The following is a 22,382-nucleotide window of genomic DNA, read 5'->3' as shown; positions in this document are numbered from 1 at the left end:
GCGGATGAACCGTTCATGCGGACACCAGGTCGTGCCGAACGTCGATGCGCACGTTGCGCGGGGCCGGCACGCTGGGGCCGTTCGTCATTGACAGGGAATCGATTGCGGCCGACCATGACTTTCAATGCTCATCGACATCCGCCATCGCCCGACGAACCGGGGACCGCTGCTCCAGCGGTAGAGAGCCCTGGGCGGCACACGCATCAGCGTGATGCGCTGCTCGGGGCCGCGGACGTAACCAAGACCGAATGCGCGTCGGCCCGTTTGCGGCGGCGCATGTCCTGCCGTGTTTTTTCGATGAGGCTTCCATGGAACAGAGTTCCGCCTGTTGTGATCCCCCGTTGCTGATCGGTGACGGCAGCGAGGTCGTTCTGCGGGATATCGCCCGCGCTGCGATGTCGCGATTGCCCGACGTGGCGGAGCGTTTGCTGGGCGAAGTCGAGCGTGCCGAGATCGTTGCGGAGTCGGATGTTCCCGCCGACGTCGTACGCATCGGGTCGTTCGTCACCTATCAGGTGCAATTCACCGGCGCGATCAACACGATCCGGCTGGTTCCGCCGAATGAGGCGGACGAACGCAAGCTGCGGGTATCGGTGCTCAGCAAGATCGGGACGGCGCTCATCGGACTGCGTCAGGGCCAGCAGATCAAATGGGAACTCGGCGACCGCCAGCACGTCGTGGACGTTCTGCGCGTTTGCGCGGCGCTGTAGGCGCAGCCGCGCGGGGCAGCGTCACGCCGGGGCTTGTCGCATTCCCTGCCTGCACGTATGGTCGCAACCCCGCGGTGGCGCGGGCCGGCGTGTCGGATACAGCCGCACCCGCACGCTCGGAAGCGGGAAACCGCGAGAAGAGAATGACGACGCGTCGGGCATTCCGGGTGGTGACCACCGTACTCATGTTCGGCGTCACCAACTGGATCACGGCGCACGAACCCGGCGGGTTCGACTGGCCCGAAATCTTCCTCTCGGACGTGCTGGCCTTGAACCGGCAAACGCAGACCCACGACGGCGATGGAAAAGCAGCACCTGCGCGAACCCTGTCCGAACGACGGAGTGCGTCCGCCCGCTTCGGCAGCGGCTCATGAATCTTGTAATCGACCATACGACTGATGAATATCGACGAGAAGCTGCAACCCATCCTGGCGGCGGTGCTCAGCCGCAACGCAGGTGAGCCCGAGTTCCACCAGGCGGTGCGCGAGGTACTGGAAAGTCTTGGGCGCGTCGTCGCGAAGCATCCGGACTACGCCGACGATGCGCTCATCGAGCGAATTTGCGAGCCCGAGCGGCAGATCATTTTCCGTGTGCCCTGGGTCGACGACCGTGGGCGCGTTCAAATCAACCGGGGCTTTCGCGTCCAGTTCAACTCGGCGCTGGGCCCTTACAAAGGCGGGATCCGTTTCCACCCTTCGGTGAACCTCGGAATCATCAAGTTCCTTGGCTTCGAGCAGACCTTCAAGAACGCGCTGACCGGAATGCCGATTGGCGGCGGCAAGGGTGGCTCCGACTTCAATCCCCGCGGACGCTCGGACGGCGAGATCATGCGGTTCTGCCAGTCCTTCATGACCGAACTGCATCGCCATGTCGGTGAGCATACCGACGTGCCGGCGGGAGACATCGGCGTGGGCGGGCGCGAAGTCGGGTACATGTTCGGCCAGTACAAGCGGCTGACCAATCGATACGAGGCTGGCGTTCTCACCGGCAAAGGCCTGACCTACGGTGGATCGCAGGCCCGGCGCGAGGCCACCGGCTACGGCGCGGTGTATTTCGTCGAGAGCATGCTGGCGACGCGCAAGCAGAAGATCGATGGACGCCGCGCCGCGGTATCGGGCTCGGGCAACGTCGCGATCTACACCATCGAGAAACTGCAGCAGCTGGGCGCGAGGATCGTCGCCTGCTCCGACTCGAACGGATACATCTACGACGAGCGCGGCATCGACCTTGGCCTGCTCAAGGAGGTCAAGGAAGTCCGCCGTGCACGCATCTCGGACTACGCCGAGCTCAAGGGCGGCCCGGTGCGCTATATCGAGGGCGGATCGATCTGGGATGTGCCCTGCGAGATCGCCATGCCATCGGCGACCCAGAACGAGCTCACCGGCAAGGATGCGATGACCTTGGTGAAGAACGGTGTGGTCGCGGTGGGCGAGGGCGCCAACATGCCCTGCACGCCGGAGGCGGTGCGGGCTTTCCAGGCGGCGGGAGTGCTCTATGCACCGGGCAAGGCCGCCAATGCGGGAGGCGTGGCGACCTCGGCCCTCGAGATGCAGCAGAACGCCTCGCGCGACAGCTGGACCTTCGAGCAGACGGAGGCCCGACTCGCGGCGATCATGCGCGGCATCCACGATCGCTGCGCGCAGACGGCGGAGTCTTACGGCGCGCCAGGCGACTACGTTCTCGGGGCGAACATCGCCGGCTTCGTTCGCGTGGCCGAATCCATGCGGGCCTTGGGCGTCATCTGAGCGAAGGCGGGATCGGTCAAGGCGCCGAGGCCGGCTTCCGCGTGGCGCGTTCGCGCATGCAGCGGTCTGAATGGCGGATTGAGTCGGCAGGCGCGAGCGGGTGATCCAGCCTTGGAATCCGCCGCGGCTGCTGTCCGCGTCTCGCCAAATGCAGGACGAGCGGGCAGGCCGGTACGTTATGATCGCCGACCCCGTCGATAGACCGGTCTTTCGCAGATGCTGCGGAGGATCCGGCTCATCGACCGTTTCGACTCGGCTCCATGCCGCACTGCTCTTCGGCAGGCATCTTCAATGAAGCATCGCTGTTCATTCCTGCGTCCCCCCGCATCCGAAATCGCCTGTTTCCCGGTGGACAGACCGGCTTCAGGTCCGTCGAGGCGATGGGAGATGGCCCGGCGCAGCATGGTCGTGACGCCGCTGCCGCCGTCTTCGCACGGCTGCTGACTCAAGTTCTCTGATGAGCATGACGAAGCCCGTCGCCCTGGCTACCAGGGCGGGTTCGGGACCGAGTGCGTCGTTCGCACGACGCCTCGATCAAGGCGTTGATGCCGGAGGCGACGTCGGCCTGCCGCTCCCGGTCGATCTCGACGTCATCGCACGTGTTTCCGGCGCGCAGCGATGAAAGCGCCAAGACGCCGTCCGTCGTTGCGCACGCGGCCTTCGGGATTCGCCAGAGTGGACATGCTCTCGCGCTGGCTTCCCGGTGCCGAAAGGGCACGCCACGTTGTCGATCTGCTTGCGCCCGCGCCTGTCACGCTTTCGGGTCGAGAGCGAGCCAAAGCCATGCTGGGAGCACTGCTGGGCATCGCGGCGGTTGCGTTGCTGAGCCGATGGATGGCCGCGCCGTGGAGTCTGACGCCCTACCTCGTGGCGCCCATCGGCGCGACGGCCGTCATCATCTTCGCGGCGCCAGCGAGCCCGATGGGACAACCCTGGGCCGCGATCGTGGGCAATACGGTCTCGGCGGTGGCGGGTGTCGTGTGCGCTCGACTGATCGGCGATATCGCGTTGGCTGCGGGAGCCGCTACCGGCCTTGCGGTTGCTTTCATGCTGATCCTCCGATGCCTGCATCCCCCGGGAGGCGCCGTCGCCGTGACGGCCGTGTTGCTCCACGCGACCTCATTCCAATTTGCGTTCTTTCCGGTGTTTGTCACGACGACGCTCGTGGTGCTTGCAGCGTGCGCTTGGCATCGGGCCACAGGACACCGCTATCCGCACGGTCAACTCACGACGAGGGTGGAGATCGGCTCGAGGTTCACAGCGGCGGACTTCGACGCTGCGTTGGCCCACTACGACGGCGTCCTCGATGTCAGTCGCGACGACCTGCTCGGGCTCTTGCAGCAGGCGGGCGTCAGTTCGTATCGGCGACGCGTCGGCGACTTGCGCTGCTCCGACATCATGTCCCGCGATCTGCAGACGGTGCGTCCCGCCACTTCGATCGCGCAGGCGTGGGAAGCCATGCAGCGATATCACGTCAAAGCATTGCCAGTGGTCGATCGAACGGGGGCCATCGCCGGAATCGTGACCCGTGCCGACTTCCTCCGGGAAACGGGTGTCGATCCTCTGGAAGGGACAGGCGTCAACGCAAGAATGATGGCGGGCGCCGGCGCGCCACAGCGGCCCGGAAGACCGGCTGCAGTGGGGCAGATCATGACGCGACGTGTCCGCGTGGCGCGCGAAGACCGGCACGTCGTCGATCTCATCGCTGCGTTTTCCGAAGAGGGGCATCACCACCTTCCCGTCGTCGACCTTCAGGGCAAGGCGGTTGGAATGATCACGCAGTCGGATGTCGTTCGAGCGCTCGCACGGGCGCTCTAGGATTTCCGTTCCGGATGTCGTCCTGATGAGATGCCGATCCTTCCGTAGCCGCGAATCCCCGCTGCCTGCGTCGCCGACCGTGCGGGTGGGTCGATCAGAAAAAACGGATGACTTCGGCGTTTCGGGGACGCTTCCGAAAACCGCCCTTCAAGCCAGGCTGCGCACGGGTTTCCGCGCTCGAGGAGGCGCGGCCTGAGGTTTGGTCGCGACGCCGAGAATTCGATCCCGCTCGCCTTGCAGCCGCTCCCCGAAGAACTGGAGGAAGGCACGTACTCGTGCGCTGCGTCGAAGATCGGGATGCGCCAGGACCCAAAGGTGCATATCGGTCGGCGCATAGGTACCTGGCACACGCTCGAGCCGGACGTCCGCGTCGCCGATGAAACAGGGCAGTACCCCGACCCCGACGCCTTCGACGACCGCCGCGCGCATCGCTTCCACGCTGTCGAAGCGGAGCTTGATCCTGGATGTCGAAGCGCGACGCAGTTGAGCTTTGACTTCGGGTAGGCGAGCGAATCCACATTCCAGCGACAACCACGGAAGCGCGTCCAGCGGAGCTTCTTGACCCCATCGCGCCAGGACACTGTGCGTCGCGTACGCAGCCATTCCGAGGCGGGCGACCTTGCGGCCCACCAGATGCTCGGGAGCCCGGGGCGAGTCGCGGATCACGACATCCACATCGCGCCGGGCGAGATCGACGATCTCGTCGGTGACTCCGACCTCGAGCGCGATGCCCGGATACTCGGCCGTGAAGGCGGCGAGGTGACGCGGGAGCAGATGGAAGGCGACACCGCCGCCGGTGCTCAGACGCAGCGGTCCTTCCAGTCGCTCGTCGGCACCGCGGACTCGTCGCGCCGCCTCCCTGGCTTCTGCATCCATCCGTTCTGCAGCTTCGGCGAGTGCCTGGCCGGCCGAAGTCAGGCGGTAGCGATCACGTAATCGATCGAAGAGCTTGACCCCGAGCGTTTGCTCGATCCCCTCAAGCCGTCGATAGACGCTCGAGATATTCATGTCCAGGAGGCGGGCACCGGCGGCGAGGCTCCCGCCTTGTGCGATCGCCAGTACGAATCGAAGGTCGTTCCAGTCCATGGATCTAAGCTGCCAAACGGCTTGCACAAACGCAAGCGCGCTTCTTGCGTACGCCTCTCTCACCCGAGACGGTTGCAGGGTCACAATCGACTCGCAAAGTCGTCGACAAGAAAAATAACGAAAGGAAGAGCGCGATCAAGCGACCCCAGCAGCCCCAGTGGTGTGGAGCAATGAGATCGCGCTGAGACCGTTTACCGAAGCTTGGACCTACTGAAGCAGACCAAAGGGGAGACAGATGTGACGAACAAGCAACGGCCCGAGTATTTCGATGCCTTCGATCAGCTGAAGATCGATCGCGACGAGTCGGACGGCGTCCTGACCGTCCGCATGCATACACGCGGAGGTCCCTGCGTATTCAGCCTGCCGTTCGTGGCGCAATGCGTCGAGGCGCTGCACCGGATCGGCAGCGATCCCGACAACCGCGTGCTGATTTGGACCGGGACGGGTACCGAATGGATGAGCGGGCCGGACTTCGCCAGCTTTGGCGATGTCGGGAACCCGAATCGCTGGGACGCCGTATCGCGGAACGTCCGCAAGGCATTGGTCTCGATGCTGGACCTCGACATGCCGATCGTCAGCGCCGTAAACGGGCCTGCGCATCTGCATTCGGAATGGATCCTCACCCACGACATTGTCCTGGCAACGCCCCAGGTGTCGTTCTGCGATCGACCGCACCTGGCGTTCGGGATCGTGCCGGGCGACGGCATGCATGTCCTTTGGACCGAGGCGCTGGGCGCATCGCGCGCACGCTATTTCCTGTGGATGCAGGAAGTCATGGCGGCCGAGACCGCCCAGTCGCTGGGTGTCGTTCATGAACTGGTGGCGCAACAGGATCTCGACGGACGGGCCGCAGCGGTCGCGAAGCACCTCGCCAGCCAACCCACGCTCAATCTCCGGTACACCCGCCAAGCCCTCACCCAGCGTCTCAAACGACTCCTTCTGGAAGGCCTCGGTCACGGTTTGGCCTTGGAGGGTCTTACCGCTGTCGATCTCGCACGTCGACAGTCCTCGAAGTAGCCCCTCGGAGGTCAGCGTATGAAGCTCTACAACTGGCAGTTCGCGCCGAACTGCCGTCGCGTCCGCATGTTCGTGCTCGAGAAAGGCCTGGACCTTCCCAGCATCGAAGAAGTCATCGGCGATGGATTGAAGCTGACACCGTCCTACGTCGATACGTGGCCCCATGCCATGGTCCCCATGCTGGAGACCGATGACGGCGCCCGCATCGGCGAGGCGATGGCGATCTGTCGCTATCTCGAGGACCAGTATCCCGAGTCGAACCTGATGGGTCGCAACGCTCTCGAGAAGGGAACCATCGAGATGTGGGAGCGACGGGCCTACGACGAAGGCATGATCGGCGTCGCCGAGGTCTTTCGGAATTCGCATCCCGACTTCGTCGATCGCGGCCTTCCCGGCACGCTGGAGACCGTTCCCCAGATACCTCAGCTGATCGATCGCGGAAAGGGACGCGTCGCCCGATTCTTCAGCAAGTTCGATCGCCAGCTTCAAGAGACGACTTGGGTTGCCGGGCCGCGTTTCACCGTTGCCGACATCACCGCCCTCTGCGCAGTCGATTTCGCCACATTCAACGGTTTCGAGATTCCCCCCGCCTGCACATCGCTCGAGCGGTGGCATGCACAGGTGTCTGCGCGCCCCAGCGCTGTCGCAAGTCGCTGACGGCGTGCCGTAGGAGAGGGTCCGGGAATGCTTCGGGCAGTACGCGACCTCGCGGCTGCGCGATCCGGACGGACGCCGTTGCGCGACGGGGAAACCGGTGCGCGCCGACGCCGCTTGACGGCACACGTCGCCTTCTCTGGATCAAGCACACCCATCCGGCTGGCGCCGCGGAGGCGCCAGCGGATTCATCTCTGGAGGAGATATGAAAACGATCGTACGTGCGTTGTTCGCAGGCCTGGGGCTCTTGATGTCGCTGGCATCACCGGCCGTCCCATCTGCCACGGTGGTGGACGCCAAGGCACTGAGCGATCAATCGCAGGGGAAGAACTGGCTTGCGTACGGCCGCAATTTCTATGAACAGCGCTACAGCCCGCTGACGCAGGTCAACACCGACTCGGCAAGAAGGCTCGGTCTCGAGTGGTCAATGGCATTGCCTCGGGACCATTCCCTGCTGAGTACGCCGTTGGTGGTCGACGGCGTCCTGTACTTCACCGGCAGCTGGAGCGTGGCGCGCGCCGTCGACGCGAAGACCGGCAAGCTGTTGTGGGAGTTCGATCCAAAGGCGATCGAGCATGCCGGCGAGCGTCTGCGAAACATGTGGGACTCCAGTCGCGGTCTGGCGTACTGGAAGGGCGTCGTCGTGATCGCCACGGTCGATGGCCGGCTGATCGCGCTGGATGCCAAGACCGGAAAGATGCGCTGGTCCACGCAGACCACCGATCCGGGCAAGCCGCTCTACATTTCCGGTCACCCCAAGGTCTTTCGCGGCCTCGTGTTCGTTGGAAATGGCGGAACGGAACACGGCGCCGCACGTGGATATGTCAGCGCCTATCACATCACGACCGGGAAGCTGGCCTGGCGCTGGTACGTCGTGCCCGGCAATCCGGCCGATGGGTTCGAGGATCCCTCGCAGGAAATGGCCGCCAGGACCTGGACAGGGGAGTGGTGGAAGTTCGGCGGCGGCGGCAACGTATGGAATGGCATCACCTACGATCCCGAGTTCAACCAGGTGTTGTTCGGAACCGGGAATGGCTCACCGTGGAATCGGAAGGTGCGCAGTCCCGGCGGCGGCGACAACCTGTTCCTGTGCTCGGTCGTCGCGCTGGACGCCGACACGGGGAAGTACAAGTGGCATTACCAGACCACACCAGGCGAGACCTGGGACTACAACTCGAGCATGGACATCGTGCTCGCAGACCTCGACCTCAACGGCAAGAAAGTCAAAGCGGCGTTGCATGCGCCGAAGAATGGCTTCTTCTACGTGCTGAATCGAGCGAACGGCAAGCTGCTCACCGCCGAGAAGTTCGCCCAGGCGAACTGGGCGACCGGGATAGATCCGAAGACCGGCCGACCCATCGAAGCTCCGGGCGCACGGTACGAAGATGGCGAAGAGCTGATCTATCCCAGCCCGTTTGGTGCGCACAGCTGGCACGCCATGTCGTACAGCCCGCGCACGGGATTCGTGTACATCCCCAAGCAGGAGATGCCGGCGTTGTACAACGACAAGGAAGTCCGCATGGTCGACTGGCGTTCGCCGTATTTCAATTTCGATCCCGGTGTCGGCGTGGGATTCGGGGACGACGTACCCAGGAATGTCGCCCACTCGAGCTTGCTGGCATGGGACCCGGTCAAGCAGTCCAAGGCCTGGGAAGTGCCGCAGCAGGAATTTCTGAATGCCGGGACGATGGTTACGGCGGGCGACGTTGTTTTCCAGGGCGGTGTCACCGGCGAGTTCGCCGCTTACGACGCGCGTAATGGGACCAAGCTGTGGAGTGTGAACGTCGGCAGCGGGATCAGCGCGCCGCCGATCACCTACGAGGTCGGCGGCAAGCAGTACGTGTCGCTGCTGGTCGGATTTGGTGGGGCCGGCTCATCGGTTGCCGGTGGCTCGGCAATGGCTCAATTCGGTTGGAGTTATGGCGCTCAGACGCGCCAGCTCTATACATTCGCGTTGGATGCCAAAGCGCCGATGCCCAAGGTCGGCGACCCCTTGATTCCCAAGCCGCTCGTGCCGCCAGACGTCAAGCCGGATGCGAAACTCGCGGACCGTGGACGCGATCTCTACGTCGGACAGTGCGTGTGGTGCCATGGGTCCGGCGCCGTATCCGGTGGTTATGCACCCGACCTTCGCGCGTCACCCATTCCGCTTTCTTTCGATGCGTTCAAAGCCGTGGTCGTCGGAGGCGCGAAAGTGCAGCCGTACGGAATGCCGAAGTTCTCGGACTTGCGCGACGAGGATCTGAACGCCCTGCAGAACTTCATTCGCCAGCGGGCGGAAATCGGAACCAAAGAGACTGACAAGGCAGCGGCCGATTAGGCGCTGACGTTCTGGCTGCGTTCGGTGTTGATATCACGGATGCAGGCATCTCGGCCAAGCGAGTCGCCGGCACGCGGGGAGGACTTCTTCCCGCTGCCGCAGTGACAGCGCTTCCTGCTTTCCAGCTTCGCCATGGCGCCGCCTCCGCCGGAAAGCATCAGCCGTCGTCAGTTCAGTGGCACGTTCCACAACCACACGAACGCAAGCACTCGGCGGTCGAGACGGGACTGCGCCCGGCAGTCCCGTCTTGTGGCGTGCAGGTCCGGCAAGACGTCACGGACCTCGCCTCACCGCGCGATGCCGTCAGACCGGAGCGTAGTCGCGCGGAAAGGCCTTCGCCTTTTCGGCCAGGCCCGTGCGGCTCCACTGCACGTTCAACGCGCCGGGTGTGTAGAACTTGGCGCCGCCGATCTGCTCGGCGATGGCCTGGTATCGGGCGGCTTCTTCGATCAGCAGGATGAGCTGGGCGGTCCAGAGGATGCCCTTGCCCCAGAAATTCCCGCCTCCGTTGGATTCGAGCTGTCCCGGCGGCGGCGCCAGATCGGGCCACTTGTCGAGCCGTTCGCGAACCGTGTCCAGAACGCTGCGCGTCCTGTCGAGATGATTCGGGATCTCGCGGGCGAGCAGATGACGCTGCGCGGCGACGTAGAGGATGGGGAAGGGCTTCTGCGCCAGCGACCACGCCGACAGATACGGCGTGTGCGCGTGAATGAAGGTGTCAGCCTCCAAACGAGCCTCGTGCAGGATGTGATCCTTCTGCTCCGAGAAACTGGAGAAGCTGATCTTCGGTTCGTGATTCCTCGCCCACGGCTGCGGGAAGCGCACGGTCAGCAAGGTGTCGGTGCCCGGGACGCGATGGACGACCGAGAAGGTCAGGCTGGCAGACAGCGTCTGCGATTCTTTCAGGAAGTTGAAGGCGTGCACGGCGTCGCTGCGCGCCTCGTCGACGTAGGTGGCGAGATCGAGTTGCGGCTGGGTCAATTGGTTCATGAGTCGGGTCCGGTGATGAAGGTGAAGTAGGTCGCGGCATCGAAGCGATCGACAGGTGGCTCGACATCGCCGCGCGTTGCGGACGCAATGCAGGTTCGTCCGACGTGCCGGACTCGGCCCTCGCAACCGGCATGCCACGAAGCGCGAACGACGCTCAACGATCGACAACATCTTTCGCATTGCTTGCCAGCGCGCAGGTTGGAGTCGCAGGCGTGCCGCACTGTTGCTTTCTCAACACCGTCCTGCGACTTCGCGACGCCGCGAAACGCGATCGCTCAAGCAGTTTCTGGAATGACTTTATGCGGTGATGATTCCGCAGCAGACCCGAGAGCGAACGCTGCGCGGAAACCGGCAAAAAGGCTGAAATCCAGCATAAAACGCAGCTCCAGTAGCCAAACGAAAAGGCGCATCCGTTTGGCATGGATGGTGCACCCGAGCGGCGACGGACAGACGAAGGCCAATCGGTCTTCGATGTCCCTCACCACTGGGAGTCGAACAACAACATGTCTGGGCAATCCACTTGGACGGGCTTCGCCGCCGTCTCCTTGGCTGTCGTCACGTCCGTGAGCTATCCGGAGTCTGCAAAGAGCCAAGCGCCCGTCGAGCCGGTCGCGGAGCAGAACGCGCAGACGGATGACGCGGACGCCGACGTCGCGAACATCATCGTCGAAGGCAATCTCGATGCGCGGACGTCGCGCATTCCGACGGCCCCGACACCGTCAATCTACGGCATCGACGCCAGCATTCTGGATACGCCGCGTTCGATCTCGCAGATCAACGAGGAACAACTCACCACCGATCTCATCCGTTCCGCCGACGACCTGGTGAAGTACGCGCCGGGCCTGACGCGCGGCGGCGGCCAGAACGTCTCGCTGACGCCGCAGATCCGTGGACAGAACTCCGAGCTGTTCCAGAACGGCCAGCGCATCTACAGCGAACGACGCCCGACCAATCTCAACGCCTACGAGGGCGCCGACATCGTCGCCGGTCCCTCGTCGGTCGTGTTCGGCCCGGTCGGCGGCGCCGGCGGCTACATCAACTACGTGACGAAGAAGCCGGACTTCCGGGATTCGCACTCGGAGTTCACGAGCCAGATCGGTACCTGGGTGCCCGGTGGCGGCTCGCACGACACCAGCCGGCTGACGTTCGACACGACCGGTCCGATCAACGACAAGCTCGCGTATCGACTGAGCGTCACGCGGCAGAAGGCCGACGACTACTACGACAACGTCAAGAACAATTTCGACGCGTTCTTCGCCGCCGTGAGCTGGGTGCCGAAGTCCAACGTTCGCGTCGAATGGAACGGCAGCTACGACGACTACTACAACTTCAACGTCACGCACGGCTGGAATCGCCAGACGCAGGACCTGGTCGACAGCTACGGCCAGGATTACTCGGCCGGCCGCGCGACGCCGATCCTGCGCGGTCCCGACGGCAACGGTGGAACGGTGACCTGGTCACCGGTGTTCCAGTCCGGCGATCCGACGTCGCCGGTGACCGGCTGGCAGGTCCGCACGCCGGTGCGCAACACCGACGGCCGCTATGCGTACACGCAGTACACGGCCGGCCCGATCCAGCCCCTCGCCACGCGCCCCGGCGCGACCGCGGCGACCGCCGGAACGCTGCTGGGCTTCGTCTACGACCCCTCGCTGCAGGGCAACGGGCTGGCGTCGATCGATCCGAACGAGTCGGGGCGTGCCGCCGACAAGAACGCCGCACGACGTCTCAGCACGCAGTTGAACGTGGCCTGGGACGTCTCGCCGACGTTCTCGCTGGTCAACTCCACGCTGCTCCAGGACAACCACGATTATCTGAACTCGGTCGGCACGTTCCTGGGTTCGTGGGACACGAGCATCTTCGAGCACCGGCTCGAGGCGCGCCTGCGCCGCGAGTTCACGCTGTTCGGACAGCCGGTGCAGCACGGCAGCAACACCGGTGGGTCGTGGCGTCGCGAGGACGAGAACCGACTCAGCTCGAACGTGAACTTCCTGATCAACATGTTCGACCTCACCCAGGACCCGGACAACAAGTATCCCGGCTACATCTACGGCTTGTTCAACCAGCGCGGCACGGCGCCGGGCCAGAACCCCAATGCCAATGCCGCGGGTGGATCCGGTGCCTGGAGAGGCACGCCCGGCGTGCCGCAGAACTCGCCGTACTTCGGCTACGTCAACCTGCCGCCGGCGTACCCGGTGCGCGAGAACCTGTACGCGGAACTGCTGCCCGGCCGCAGCTACGCCTATGAAACCGAAACGACCAGCCTGTTCACGCAGCACAACTTCACGCTGGGCGAACAGTTCGGCCTGAATGTCGGCGGCAGCCGCAGCTTCGTCAGCGCCAAGGCGGAGAACCCGCTGCATCCGGACGGCGTGGCCAACACCGAGCGCTCCGACAGCGGCCGCTTCCGCCTTACCGCGTTCCAGGTCAGCCCGTACTGGAAGCCGGTGTCCAACGTGACGCTGTATTTCACGTCGGACAACACGCTGACGTTCAGCACCGGCAACAGCACGACGCCGGCGGTGCCGACCGGCGCGGCCGCAGGGACGGCAGGCGGGGTCTGGAAGTTGAACGCCAACAACTTCAAGAACGACACCGAGATGCAGGAAGTCGGGATCAAGTACGACGTGATTCCGAACCAGCTGTTCGCCACGCTCGCCGGCTACAAGCAGCAACGCGACATCGCCAGCCAGAACGCGGCGGGCGAGACGCTGATCAACCGCTTCAAGTTCGAAGGCTACGAGGCCTCGCTGCGCTACCAGCCGACGCGCCAGATCGCGGCCGGCCTGAACCTGTCGAAGGTAGAAGCGAAAATCAACGGCGTGACCAGCTTCAGCTTCTCGCCGGTCGGCTTCGTCCCGGACAACGCCACCGTATTCGGCGACAGCAACGTGCTCAACCAGCGCCCGGCCGGCGACTTCAAGGCGGCCGGACTTCCGGAGTACTCGACGTCGGCCTTCGTGAGCTATCGCCACGACTCCGGCTTCGGCGGCGAGTTGTCCGGCTGGTGGACGAGCGACTGGTACACGCATCTGGATCACCGCGTGAAGGTGCCGTCGTCGTTCAACGTGGATCTCAACCTGAGCTACCGCCAGCCGGCCTGGGAAGTGGGCGTGCTGCTTTCCAACCTCACCGACGAAGAGAACTTCGTCAACGCGCTGGCGGGCGCGACGGCTCCCGAGTTCCTGCAGCCGATGCGCCCGTTCTCGGTGCTCGGCCAGGTGACGTTGCGCTTCTGAAGAATCATCGACGAGGGACAAGCCAATGGCTGTGAAAATCCTGTGGTACCTGACGGCGCCCGACGGCCCCGTTCCCTGGGAGCCGGAAGGTCGCTGGGAAACCGGCTTCGACCATCTGCAGGAGCTGGCCGCCGCGATCGACAAGCTCGGCTACTACGGCGCGCTGCTGGCGACCGGCTTCGATCACGACGACGTGCTCGCCGTGGCGGCCGCGACGTTCCCGGTGACGCAGCGCATGAAGTTTCTCGCGGCGATCCATCCGGGCCTGATGACGCCGGCCAAGCTCGCACGCATCGCGCTGACGATCGACAAGTTCTCCGGCGGCCGCCTGCTGTTCAACGCGGTCAATGGACGCGACACGATCCTGCCGTCGCTGGGCGTCCACTTCGAGCACGACGAGCGCTACGAATACAGCGCGGAGTACTGGCAGGCGTTCCAGGCGTCCTACCTGGGCCAGCAGCAGGCCTACCAGGGCAAGTACATCCACCAGGCCGCGCGTCCGCCGCTGCCCGATCCGCGGCGCAGCGGTTACGCGTCGGGCGCTCTGGCGCCGACGCAGAAGAACGGACTCGAGCTGTGGGGCGCCGGCACCTCGTCGGCCGGCGTCGCGCATTCGGTCGAACTGCTCGACGTGTACCTGAGCTTCGCAGACACGCCGCAGCGCCTCGGCGACAAGTTCCGTCGCGTCGGTGCCGAGGCCGCCAAACTCGGGCGCAAGCTGCGCTTCGGCACGCGCCTGCAGATCATCGTGCGCGAGACCGAGGAAGAGGCCTGGGACTACGCGCAGTGGCTGGTCGATCGCACCTCGGTCGATTACGCGATCCAGTCGATCCAGCGGCAGTTGCCGCCGGGCGAGACGCTGGAGACTTATCGCAGTCCGAACCCGCAGGTGCAGCGCAATCTCGACGCGATCCGCGCCGGCCGCCTGCCGTCGGCGCGCGACTACGAGATCCATCCCAACCTGTGGACCGGGCCGGCGCTGCACGGCTTCAACGTGCTGGCGCCGCTCTCGGGAACGACGCTGGTCGGCAGCGCCGAGAACGTCGCGGCGCGCATCCGCGAGTTCGAGGCACAAGGCACCAGCGCCTTCATCCTGTCGGGCTGGCCGCTGATCGAAGAGGCGCATCGCGTCGCCGACCTGCTGTTCCCGCTGCTGGATCTGGATCACGGCTTCGACGTCCCGCTGCTCAACAGCGGGCGCTATCGCGGCGACCACGCCGCGCGCGCGAAGGCGGCCTGAGCCATGTCCACGACCGATCGTTCGCGCCGTGAGTTCCTGCGTGCAGCCACCGCCGTCGGTGGTGGCCTGATCCTGGGCGGCGGATTGCTCGGTTGCGGCGAACGCGATGCCGCTGCCGGGACCGCAACGGCCGCTGCGAAGGACCCGACGCCACGCCACGGCGGACGGCTGCGCTTCGGCATCATCGACGGTGATCTGAGCGGCAACCTCGACGCGCACAAGCCGGCCGGCATCGGCAGCACGATTCGCGGCTTTGCGATCTACAGCAAGCTCTGGGAGTGGAGCGAGGAGATGACGCCGCGGCTGGCGCTGGCCGAGGAGGCCGAGACCAATGCCGATGCCACCACCTGGACGATCCGGCTGCGCAAGGGCCTGGAGTTCCACAACGGCAAGACCATCACCGCCGACGACGTCATCTTCTCCACGCTGCGCCTGACGGATCCCGAGCTGGCGTCGCCGTACCGGCATCTGGTCAGCGGCATCGATCGCAGCCGCATCGAGAAGCTCGACGAGCGTACGGTGCGCATCAACATGAAGGAAGGGCATGGCTTCCTGCCGCTCGCCGATGCCTGGGTGAATTTCGGGGGCATCGTGCCGCCGGATTACCACCCGGTCATCAACCCGGTCGGCGCCGGTCCGTACCGCATCAAGGATTTCAAGCCGGGACAGCGGGCGCTGCTGACGCGCTTCGAGAACTACTACAAGCCGAGCAAGCCCTACACCGACGAACTCGAGATCATCGAATTCAAGGACCAGACGTCGCGCTACGCCGCGCTGGTTGGCGGGCAGGTCGATCTCGTCTACGGTCTTGCGCCCGAGCAGACCGCGTTGTTCCGCAACAATCCGCGTGCGTCGCTGCAGGTGTCCGAGGCGCATCGCTGGCAGGGCTTCAGCCTGAATCTCAAGAAGACGCCGTTCGACGACGTGCGCGTGCGCCAGGCCTTTCGCCTGATTGCAGACCGTGAGGAACTGATCCGCCGCGTGCTCAACGGGCAGGGACGGCTCGCCAACGATTTGTACTCGCCGCGCGATCCCACGTTTCTCGCAACCCTGCCGCAGCGGCATCAGGACCTCGATCGCGCCAAGGCGCTGCTGCGCGAGGCCGGGCACGAGCGCCTGTCGCTGGAACTCGTCGCGAGCGCGGCAGGCTCTGCGGCGGCGGTCGCATTCGCCGAGCAGGCGCGCCGCGCCGGCGTCGAGCTGAAGATCCGGCAGGTGGATCTCGCGACGTTCAACGGTCCGCAGATGCGCGACTGGCAGATCAGCACCTACGAGGGCATGGGCGAGTCCTACCTGTCGACGGCCGCGCGTACCGATGGTCCGATCTCCGCGTCCAATCGCACCAACTTCTCGGATGAGCGATTCGACGAGCTGTTCCGCACCGCGGTCCAGCGCACGGACGTGCAGGCCCGCGTGCCGCTCGCGCACGAGATGCAGCAGATCCAGCACGAGCGCGGCGGTCTGCTGATCTGGGCGTATTCGAACGTGCTCGACGGCGTGTCGCCGCGCGTCGGCGGCATCTCGCCGGAGCATTCGCATTTCTCGACATGGCGCTTCGAGAACTTCTGGCTGCGCGACGCGCAGCCCGCCACCACGGCATGAGCGAGATGCCATCACCCGCAACGCAGAGACGCAAAGGACGCAGAGGGTGCAAGCCTTCGTCGGTTCTTCCTTTGCGTCTTTGCGTCGAAAGCCTGAGGACGATAGAGCGATGGGCGTGAAGATCCTGTGGTACCTGACGGCGCCTGACGGCCCGGTTCCCTGGGAGCCGGAAGGTCGCTGGGACACCGGCTTCGAGCATCTGCAGCGGCTGGCGACGACGATCGACAAGCTCGGCTACTACGGCGCGCTGCTGGCCACCGGTAGCAATGAAGTGCTGACGCTGACGACGGCCACGGCGCCCTCGACCCGACGCATGAAGTTCCTGGCCGCGATCCATCCGGGACTGCTGTCGCCGGTGAAGCTCGCTCAGATCGCGCTGACCATCGACCACTTCTCCGGCGGCCGCCTGCTGATCAACGCCGTCAACGGCAACGACGCGACTCAGCAGTCGTTCGGCATGCACTTCGGACATGACGAGCGTTACGACTACAGCCTCGAATACTGGCAGGCCTTCCGGCATGCGTACCTGGGCAAGCGCGAGGCTTTCGAAGGCAAGTACCTCCAGCTCGCGGCGCGGCCCAACATCGGCGGTGGATCGTATCGACGCACCGCGAACGGCAACTGGCTCGAACCCGTGCAGGCCGGCGGCATTCCGCTGTGGGGCGCCGGCTCGTCGCCGCCGGGCATCGCTCATTCCGTGCGGGCGCTCGACACCTACCTGAGCTTCGCCGACACGCCGCAGCGGCTCGGCGACAAGTTCCGCCGCGTCGGCGACGAGGCGCGCAAGCTCGGCCGCAGCCTGCAGTACGGCACGCGCCTGCAGGTGATCGTGCGCGAGACCGAGCAGGAAGCCTGGGACTACGCGCAGTGGCTGGTCGACCGCACCTCGGTGGACTACGCGATCGAATCGATCCGACGGCAGTTGCCGCCGGGCGAGATCTTCGAGACCTATCGCAGCCCCGATGCGCAGGTGCAGAAGAATCTGGAGACGATCCGCGCAGGGCGACTGCCACCGGCGCGCGACTACGAGATCTATCCCAACGTCTGGACCGGCCCGGCGCTGCACGGCTTCAACGTGCTGGGTCCGCTGTCCGGCACGACGCTGGTCGGTAGCGCCGAGAATGTCGCCGCGCGCATCCGCGAATTCGCGGCGCAAGGCACCAGCGCTTTCATCCTCTCGGGCTGGCCGCTGATCGACGAGGCGCATCGCTTCGCCGATCTCGTGTTCCCGCTGCTGGACCTGGATCACGGCTTCGACGTGCCGCGCGTCACGCGCGGACGCTACCGGCCGCGCATCGTCGTGCCGGCCGCCGCTTGAGCGCCGGTGCCGCCGAATTGCCCGTGCATGATCGACCGCAGGTTTCGCCGGCTGCGTTCCCGCGTCCGCGTCTGGCCCTCCGGGGCGCCGCCGTGAGCGCCGCCGAAACCGATGCGCCGGTGCTCAAGGGACGCGGCATTCCGGGTTGGCTGCCGTGGTTCCTGAAACGGCTGCTGTCGGGACTGGGCGCCGTGCTGGCGTCGAGCGTCATCGTCTTCATGGCGACGCAGGCGCTGCCGTCCGATCCGGCGCGCGTGATCCTCGGGCCCGAGGCCTCGGAGGAGAGCATCCACCTCCTGCAGCGGCAGCTGGGTCTCGATCGACCGGTCGCGGTGCAGTACGCGGACTGGCTCGGCCGGCTGCTGCGCGGCGGTCTGGGTCACTCGCTGGACTCGCAGGTGCCGGTGACGGACCTGATCAGTGCGCGCTTCGGCAACACGCTGGTGCTGCTGGGCCTCGTGGCGCTGTTCTCGATTCCGCTGTCGCTCGCGATCGGTGTCGCGCTGGCGCTGCGTCGCGACAGCCGGCTGGATCGTGCCGCGGTCACCGTGCTGGTGCTGCTCAAGGCGCTGCCATCGTTCGCGCTGGCGATCGGCCTGATCAGCCTGCTGTCGACGTCGGTGTTCAGCCTGCTGCCGGCGGTGTCGCTGCTCGACCCCGAGCGCTCGCCGCTGTCGCAGCTCCAGTACCTGGTGCTGCCGACGCTGACATTGGTGCTGTCCGGGCTGCCGTACCTGACGCGACTCGTGCGCGGCTCGATGATCGAGGCGCTGGAAGCGGAGTACGTGACGCTGGCGCGCCTGCGCGGTGTGCCGGAGCGCCGCGTGGTCTGGCGCCATGCGCTGCCCAACGCGCTGATCCCGGCGATCCAGGGCATCGCGCTGATGCTCAGCGTGCTGTTCGGCGGCACCCTGATCGTCGAAGTCGTCTTCACGTATCCGGGCATCGGCAGCACGCTGAACGCCGCCGTGCAGGTGCGCGACCTGCCGGTGATCCAGGCCGTCGTGCTGATCGTCACGGCGGGCGTCGTGGCCATCAACCTGGTCGCCGACCTGCTCACCGTATTGCTGACCCCGCGCCTTCGCACCGCGGGCGGCGTGCGCCTGAACGTGCGGCGCACGCGACGCGTATTCCGCGACGCGCAGAACGCGCGGCTCGTGAAAACCCATTCCTGAATAAATCGATTCCATGTCGAACACTCCCGTCGTCATCCGTCCTGTCGATATCGCGTCCGCCGACGGCGTCATCGACGGCTGGTGGCTGCATCCGCTGGGCGCCGGGCCGTGGCCAGCCGTCATCGTCCACACCGACATCAAGGGCGTGCGGCCGGCGTTCGAGGAAACGGCCCGCCGGCTCGCGGCACTCGGCCACGCGGTGTTGCTGCCCAACCTGTATCACCGCGCGCTGCGCATCACCGACATCGATCCCTCGCTGTCGCTGCACGACGAGGCGCAGCGCGCACAGCTAGGCAAGCTGCGCGAGAGCGTGAGCACCGACGGCACGCATCGCGATCACGTTGCGCTGCTGGACTGGCTCGACCATCAGCCGGAAGTGCGGGGTGGGGCGATCGGCATCGTCGGCTACTGCATGAGTGGCGCCATCGCGTTGCGTACCGCGGCGGACTTCCCGGATCGCGTCGTCGCCGCGGCCTCGTTCCACGGCGGGCGGCTGGCCAGCGACGATGCGGACGGTCCGCATCTGCGCGCCTCCGCGATCCGTGCACGCCTGGTGCTGGGCTACGCCAGGCAGGACAAGTCGATGCCGGACGAGCGCATCGCGCAGCTCGAAGCGGCGCTGACGTCGGCCGGCGTCGCGTTCACGTCGGACCACCACGACGCGCTCCACGGCTTCGCGGTCAGCGACAAGCCGGAGTACAGCGCGGCCGCCACGGAGCTGCATTGGAAACGGCTGCAGGACCTGTTTGCCGCCACGCTCGGAGCCGCGCGATGAGCTCGGCCAGCGTGCGACGCGCGACCGTCGGACTGGGCAAGGCGTTGCGCGAGTGGCAGGTGCGCCTGGGTCTGGCGACGACGGTGGTCGTGCTGCTGTTCGCGCTGGTCGGTCCGTGGCTGACGCCGCAGGATCCGCAGGCGCTGCTCGGCGGCATCTACGGCGCACCGCAGCGCGATGCGCTGCTGGGCTACGACTACATCGGTCACGACGTGGTGTCGCGCGTGCTGGCCGGCGGTGCTTCGCTGGTGTGGATGTCGCTGGCCACGGCCGGCATCGCGCTGGTGGTCGGCACGGCACTGGGCCTGGTCGCCGGGTATTCGAGACGCGTGCTCGACCCGGTGATCGTCTGGTGGGCCGACGTGCTGCTCGCGTTTCCCAACCTGATCCTCGTGCTGCTCGTGGTGTCGATGCTCGGACGAGAGCCGTGGCTGATCGTGCTGGTCGCATCGGTCGCCTTCATTCCCGGCGTCGTGCGCCTCGTGCGCGGCCTGACGGTGGGACTGGCGAGCCGCGAGTTCGTGGAGGCCGCGGAGATGCTCGGCTTCGCGCGCTGGCGCATCCTGGTCGGCGAGATCCTGCCGAACCTGCTGACGCCGCTGCTCGTGCACCTGGGCACGATGCTGTCGTGGGCCGTCGGCATCCTGTCCGGCCTGAGCTACCTGGGCTACGGCATCGCGCCGCCGGCGGCCGACTGGGGCCTGATGGTCAACGAGAACAGCATGGGCCTGCAGATCCAGCCCTGGGCGGTGCTCGTGCCGGTGCTGCTGATCGCGCTGCTCGCGCTGGGGACCAACCTGCTGGCCGAGGGCGTGGGGCGCCTGGCGGCGCGGATCGAGGACCGATGATGAGCGCGCTGCCATCCCGCGATCCGGTCACCGCGAAGGCCGTGCTGCGCGTCGAGGGACTGCGCGTCGAACTGCGCGACGGCAGCGACGTGGTCTCCGACATCCATTTCTCGGTCGCGGCCGGGGAGGTCGTCGGACTCGTCGGCGAATCGGGCTCGGGCAAGACGACGATCGCGTCGGCGCTGCTGGCGCACGCGCGAGCGGGTGCACGCATCGTCGGCGGCAGCGTCTGGATCGACGGCACCGACCTGCTCGCGCTGCCGGCAGCGGAGCTCGCGCGCTGGCGCGGACGTCGCGTCAGCTACGTGCCGCAGGATCCGGCAATGGCGCTGAGCCCGGTGCTGCGCATCGGCACGCAGCTGCACGAGACGCTGGTCGTGCACGAGCCTGCGCTGGTTCGCGCGGCGCGTGCGGATCGCATCGCGCAGACCTTGCGCGACGTCGGCCTGCCGTCAGACGACGCGTTCCTGCGGCGCTTCCCGCACGAGCTGTCCGGTGGCCAGCAGCAGCGCGTGCTGCTGGCGCTGGCGTTCATGCTGCGGCCGACGCTGATCGTGCTCGACGAGCCCACCACGGCGCTCGACGTCACGACGCAGGCCAAGATCCTGGAGACGATCTCTGCGTTGTGCCGCAGCCACGGCGTCGCTGCCGTCTATGTCTCGCACGATCTCGCAGTGGTCCGGCATCTGGCCGATCGCGTCATCGTGCTGTACGCCGGCCGCATCGTGGAAGCCGCGAGCCGCGACGCGCTGTTCGATGCCCCTGCGCACCCGTACAGCGAAGGCCTGCTGGGCGCGATTCCCGACGTTGCGTTGCGCACGTCGCTGCGCCCGATCCCGGGTCTGGCGCCGGCGCCGCAGGCGCGACCCCAGGGCTGCGCGTTCGCGCCGCGATGCCGCCAGCGCAGCACGACGTGCACCGAGCGCGCGCCGGCGCTGAGTCCGTCCGGGGACGGCCAGCAGGTCGCCTGCTGGCATCCGCTGACGCGCAGGGGTGCGGGCAGGGCGGTCGCCGCTGCCGTGCCGACGCCGGTACGCGACGCCGTGCCCGCACTGCTGGAAGTCGACGGCATCGACGCCGCCTACGGTCCGCGCCAGGTGCTGTTCGGGGTTTCATTTTCGCTGCAGGCGGGGGAGTGCCTCGCGCTGGTCGGCGAATCCGGTTCGGGCAAGACCACGCTCGCGCGTGCGCTGGCCGGCCTGGGCGATCATGCGCAGGGGCAAGTCCGCTACGAGGGACAGGATCTGCCTCTGAATGCACGCGAGCGCGACGCCGCGCTGCGCCGCCAGATCCAGTACGTGTTCCAGAACCCTTACCGCGCGCTCAATCCGCGCAAGACGGTCGGCCGCATCATCGGCGACGCGGTGCATCACTTCTTCGACGTGGATCGCGCGGAAGGACTGCGCCGCGCCGTCCTTGCGCTCCAACGCGTGGCATTGCCGCCCGAGACGCTGGCGCTGTACCCGGGAGATCTTTCGGGCGGCGAGCGCCAGCGCGTCGCCATCGCCCGCGCGCTGATCTGCGAGCCGCGCGTGCTGATCTGCGACGAGGTCACGTCCGCGCTCGACGTGTCGGTGCAGGCGACCGTGCTGGAACTGCTGGGCCAGCTGCAGCGCGAGGGCCTGGCGATCCTGTTCGTCACGCACAACCTCGGCGTCGTGCGTGCGGTGGCGGATCGCATCGTCGTGCTGCGCGAGGGTCGCATCGTCGAGGCCGGAGCAGCGGACGCCGTGCTCGACCGCCCGGCCAATCTCTACACCCGAACTCTCGTGCACGACTCGCCGAGCCTGTTGCGCGCATCGCGCGCGCCGCCGCAGCCGCTGCGGGCGGCATCCTGATGCGGTCCGC

General features: G+C 66.2%; 18 protein-coding genes. 15 read left to right on the top strand and 3 right to left on the bottom strand.

What is annotated here, in order from left to right:
* Window positions 1-248: 248 nt before the first annotated feature.
* From DFR24_RS05405 to DFR24_RS05390, 4 genes are all read left to right on the top strand, one after another.
* Window positions 249-710 carry a GreA/GreB family elongation factor gene (locus DFR24_RS05405; protein WP_133880287.1) on the top strand — a complete coding sequence of 154 codons (462 nt, stop codon included), beginning with the start codon at window positions 249-251 and terminating at the stop codon, window positions 708-710.
* A 143-nt stretch (window positions 711-853) separates the two neighbouring features.
* Window positions 854-1,084, top strand: a complete 231-nt coding sequence (locus DFR24_RS05400) for a hypothetical protein (protein WP_133880286.1) — start codon at window positions 854-856, stop codon at window positions 1,082-1,084.
* A 24-nt stretch (window positions 1,085-1,108) separates the two neighbouring features.
* Entirely contained in the window at window positions 1,109-2,455 is a 1,347-nt protein-coding gene (gdhA, locus tag DFR24_RS05395; RefSeq protein WP_133880285.1) for an NADP-specific glutamate dehydrogenase, read from the top strand.
* A 681-nt stretch (window positions 2,456-3,136) separates the two neighbouring features.
* Window positions 3,137-4,273, top strand: coding sequence for an HPP family protein (locus tag DFR24_RS05390; RefSeq protein ID WP_133881479.1), 1,137 nt, complete (start codon window positions 3,137-3,139; stop codon window positions 4,271-4,273).
* Window positions 4,274-4,420: 147 nt separating this feature from the next.
* On the opposite strand, the gene DFR24_RS05385 is transcribed toward DFR24_RS05390, so the two are convergent.
* Window positions 4,421-5,359, bottom strand: a complete 939-nt coding sequence (locus DFR24_RS05385; protein ID WP_133880284.1) for a LysR family transcriptional regulator — start codon at window positions 5,357-5,359, stop codon at window positions 4,421-4,423.
* A 237-nt stretch (window positions 5,360-5,596) separates the two neighbouring features.
* On the opposite strand from DFR24_RS05385, the gene DFR24_RS05380 reads away from it, so the two are divergent.
* The 3 genes from DFR24_RS05380 to DFR24_RS05370 all read left to right on the top strand — a co-directional run bounded on the left by DFR24_RS05380 (window position 5,597) and on the right by DFR24_RS05370 (window position 9,350).
* Window positions 5,597-6,376, top strand: a complete 780-nt coding sequence (locus DFR24_RS05380) for an enoyl-CoA hydratase/isomerase family protein (protein WP_133880283.1) — start codon at window positions 5,597-5,599, stop codon at window positions 6,374-6,376.
* Window positions 6,377-6,394: 18 nt separating this feature from the next.
* Window positions 6,395-7,033 carry a glutathione S-transferase family protein gene (locus DFR24_RS05375; protein WP_133880282.1) on the top strand — a complete coding sequence of 213 codons (639 nt, stop codon included), beginning with the start codon at window positions 6,395-6,397 and terminating at the stop codon, window positions 7,031-7,033.
* 202 nt (window positions 7,034-7,235) lie between these two features.
* Complete coding sequence (locus tag DFR24_RS05370; RefSeq protein ID WP_210772440.1) at window positions 7,236-9,350, top strand: PQQ-dependent dehydrogenase, methanol/ethanol family; 2,115 nt, start codon at window positions 7,236-7,238, stop codon at window positions 9,348-9,350.
* On the opposite strand, the gene DFR24_RS24360 is transcribed toward DFR24_RS05370, so the two are convergent.
* Window positions 9,347-9,484, bottom strand: coding sequence for a hypothetical protein (locus tag DFR24_RS24360; RefSeq protein WP_162851058.1), 138 nt, complete (start codon window positions 9,482-9,484; stop codon window positions 9,347-9,349). The genes DFR24_RS05370 and DFR24_RS24360 overlap by 4 nt on opposite strands.
* Before the next feature lie 169 nt (window positions 9,485-9,653).
* The gene (locus DFR24_RS05365) at window positions 9,654-10,340 is read right to left on the bottom strand and encodes a class II aldolase/adducin family protein (protein ID WP_133880281.1); all 687 of its coding nucleotides are present in this window, start codon (window positions 10,338-10,340) and stop codon (window positions 9,654-9,656) included.
* 503 nt (window positions 10,341-10,843) lie between these two features.
* Between DFR24_RS05365 and DFR24_RS05360 the strand changes: the two genes are divergently transcribed.
* The 8 genes from DFR24_RS05360 (at window position 10,844) to DFR24_RS05325 (ending at window position 22,372) form a co-directional block, all read left to right on the top strand.
* Window positions 10,844-13,576: a TonB-dependent receptor plug domain-containing protein gene (locus tag DFR24_RS05360; RefSeq protein ID WP_162851057.1), complete on the top strand. Its 2,733-nt coding sequence runs from the start codon at window positions 10,844-10,846 to the stop codon at window positions 13,574-13,576.
* A gap of 25 nt (window positions 13,577-13,601) precedes the next feature.
* A complete protein-coding gene (locus tag DFR24_RS05355) occupies window positions 13,602-14,816 on the top strand; it encodes an LLM class flavin-dependent oxidoreductase (protein ID WP_133880279.1) in 1,215 nt (404 codons plus the stop codon).
* A 3-nt stretch (window positions 14,817-14,819) separates the two neighbouring features.
* Complete coding sequence (locus DFR24_RS05350; protein WP_133880278.1) at window positions 14,820-16,418, top strand: ABC transporter substrate-binding protein; 1,599 nt, start codon at window positions 14,820-14,822, stop codon at window positions 16,416-16,418.
* 109 nt (window positions 16,419-16,527) lie between these two features.
* Complete coding sequence (locus tag DFR24_RS05345; RefSeq protein WP_133880277.1) at window positions 16,528-17,736, top strand: LLM class flavin-dependent oxidoreductase; 1,209 nt, start codon at window positions 16,528-16,530, stop codon at window positions 17,734-17,736.
* A gap of 92 nt (window positions 17,737-17,828) precedes the next feature.
* The gene (locus DFR24_RS05340) at window positions 17,829-18,911 is read left to right on the top strand and encodes an ABC transporter permease (protein WP_210772442.1); all 1,083 of its coding nucleotides are present in this window, start codon (window positions 17,829-17,831) and stop codon (window positions 18,909-18,911) included.
* A 13-nt stretch (window positions 18,912-18,924) separates the two neighbouring features.
* Entirely contained in the window at window positions 18,925-19,686 is a 762-nt protein-coding gene (locus DFR24_RS05335) for a dienelactone hydrolase family protein (protein ID WP_133880276.1), read from the top strand.
* Window positions 19,683-20,534 carry an ABC transporter permease gene (locus DFR24_RS05330; RefSeq protein ID WP_133880275.1) on the top strand — a complete coding sequence of 284 codons (852 nt, stop codon included), beginning with the start codon at window positions 19,683-19,685 and terminating at the stop codon, window positions 20,532-20,534. Before DFR24_RS05335 ends, DFR24_RS05330 begins: the two co-directional genes overlap by 4 nt.
* The gene (locus DFR24_RS05325; RefSeq protein WP_133880274.1) at window positions 20,534-22,372 is read left to right on the top strand and encodes a dipeptide ABC transporter ATP-binding protein; all 1,839 of its coding nucleotides are present in this window, start codon (window positions 20,534-20,536) and stop codon (window positions 22,370-22,372) included. The genes DFR24_RS05330 and DFR24_RS05325 overlap by 1 nt, the downstream gene beginning before the upstream one ends.
* Window positions 22,373-22,382 lie beyond the last annotated feature (10 nt).

Origin of the sequence: Panacagrimonas perspica (assembly GCF_004364935.1) — a bacterium.
Lineage (GTDB): Bacteria > Pseudomonadota > Gammaproteobacteria > Nevskiales > Nevskiaceae > Panacagrimonas > Panacagrimonas perspica.
Note: the sequence above shows the minus strand (reverse complement) of the source record. Positions and strands in the feature narration are given on the sequence as shown.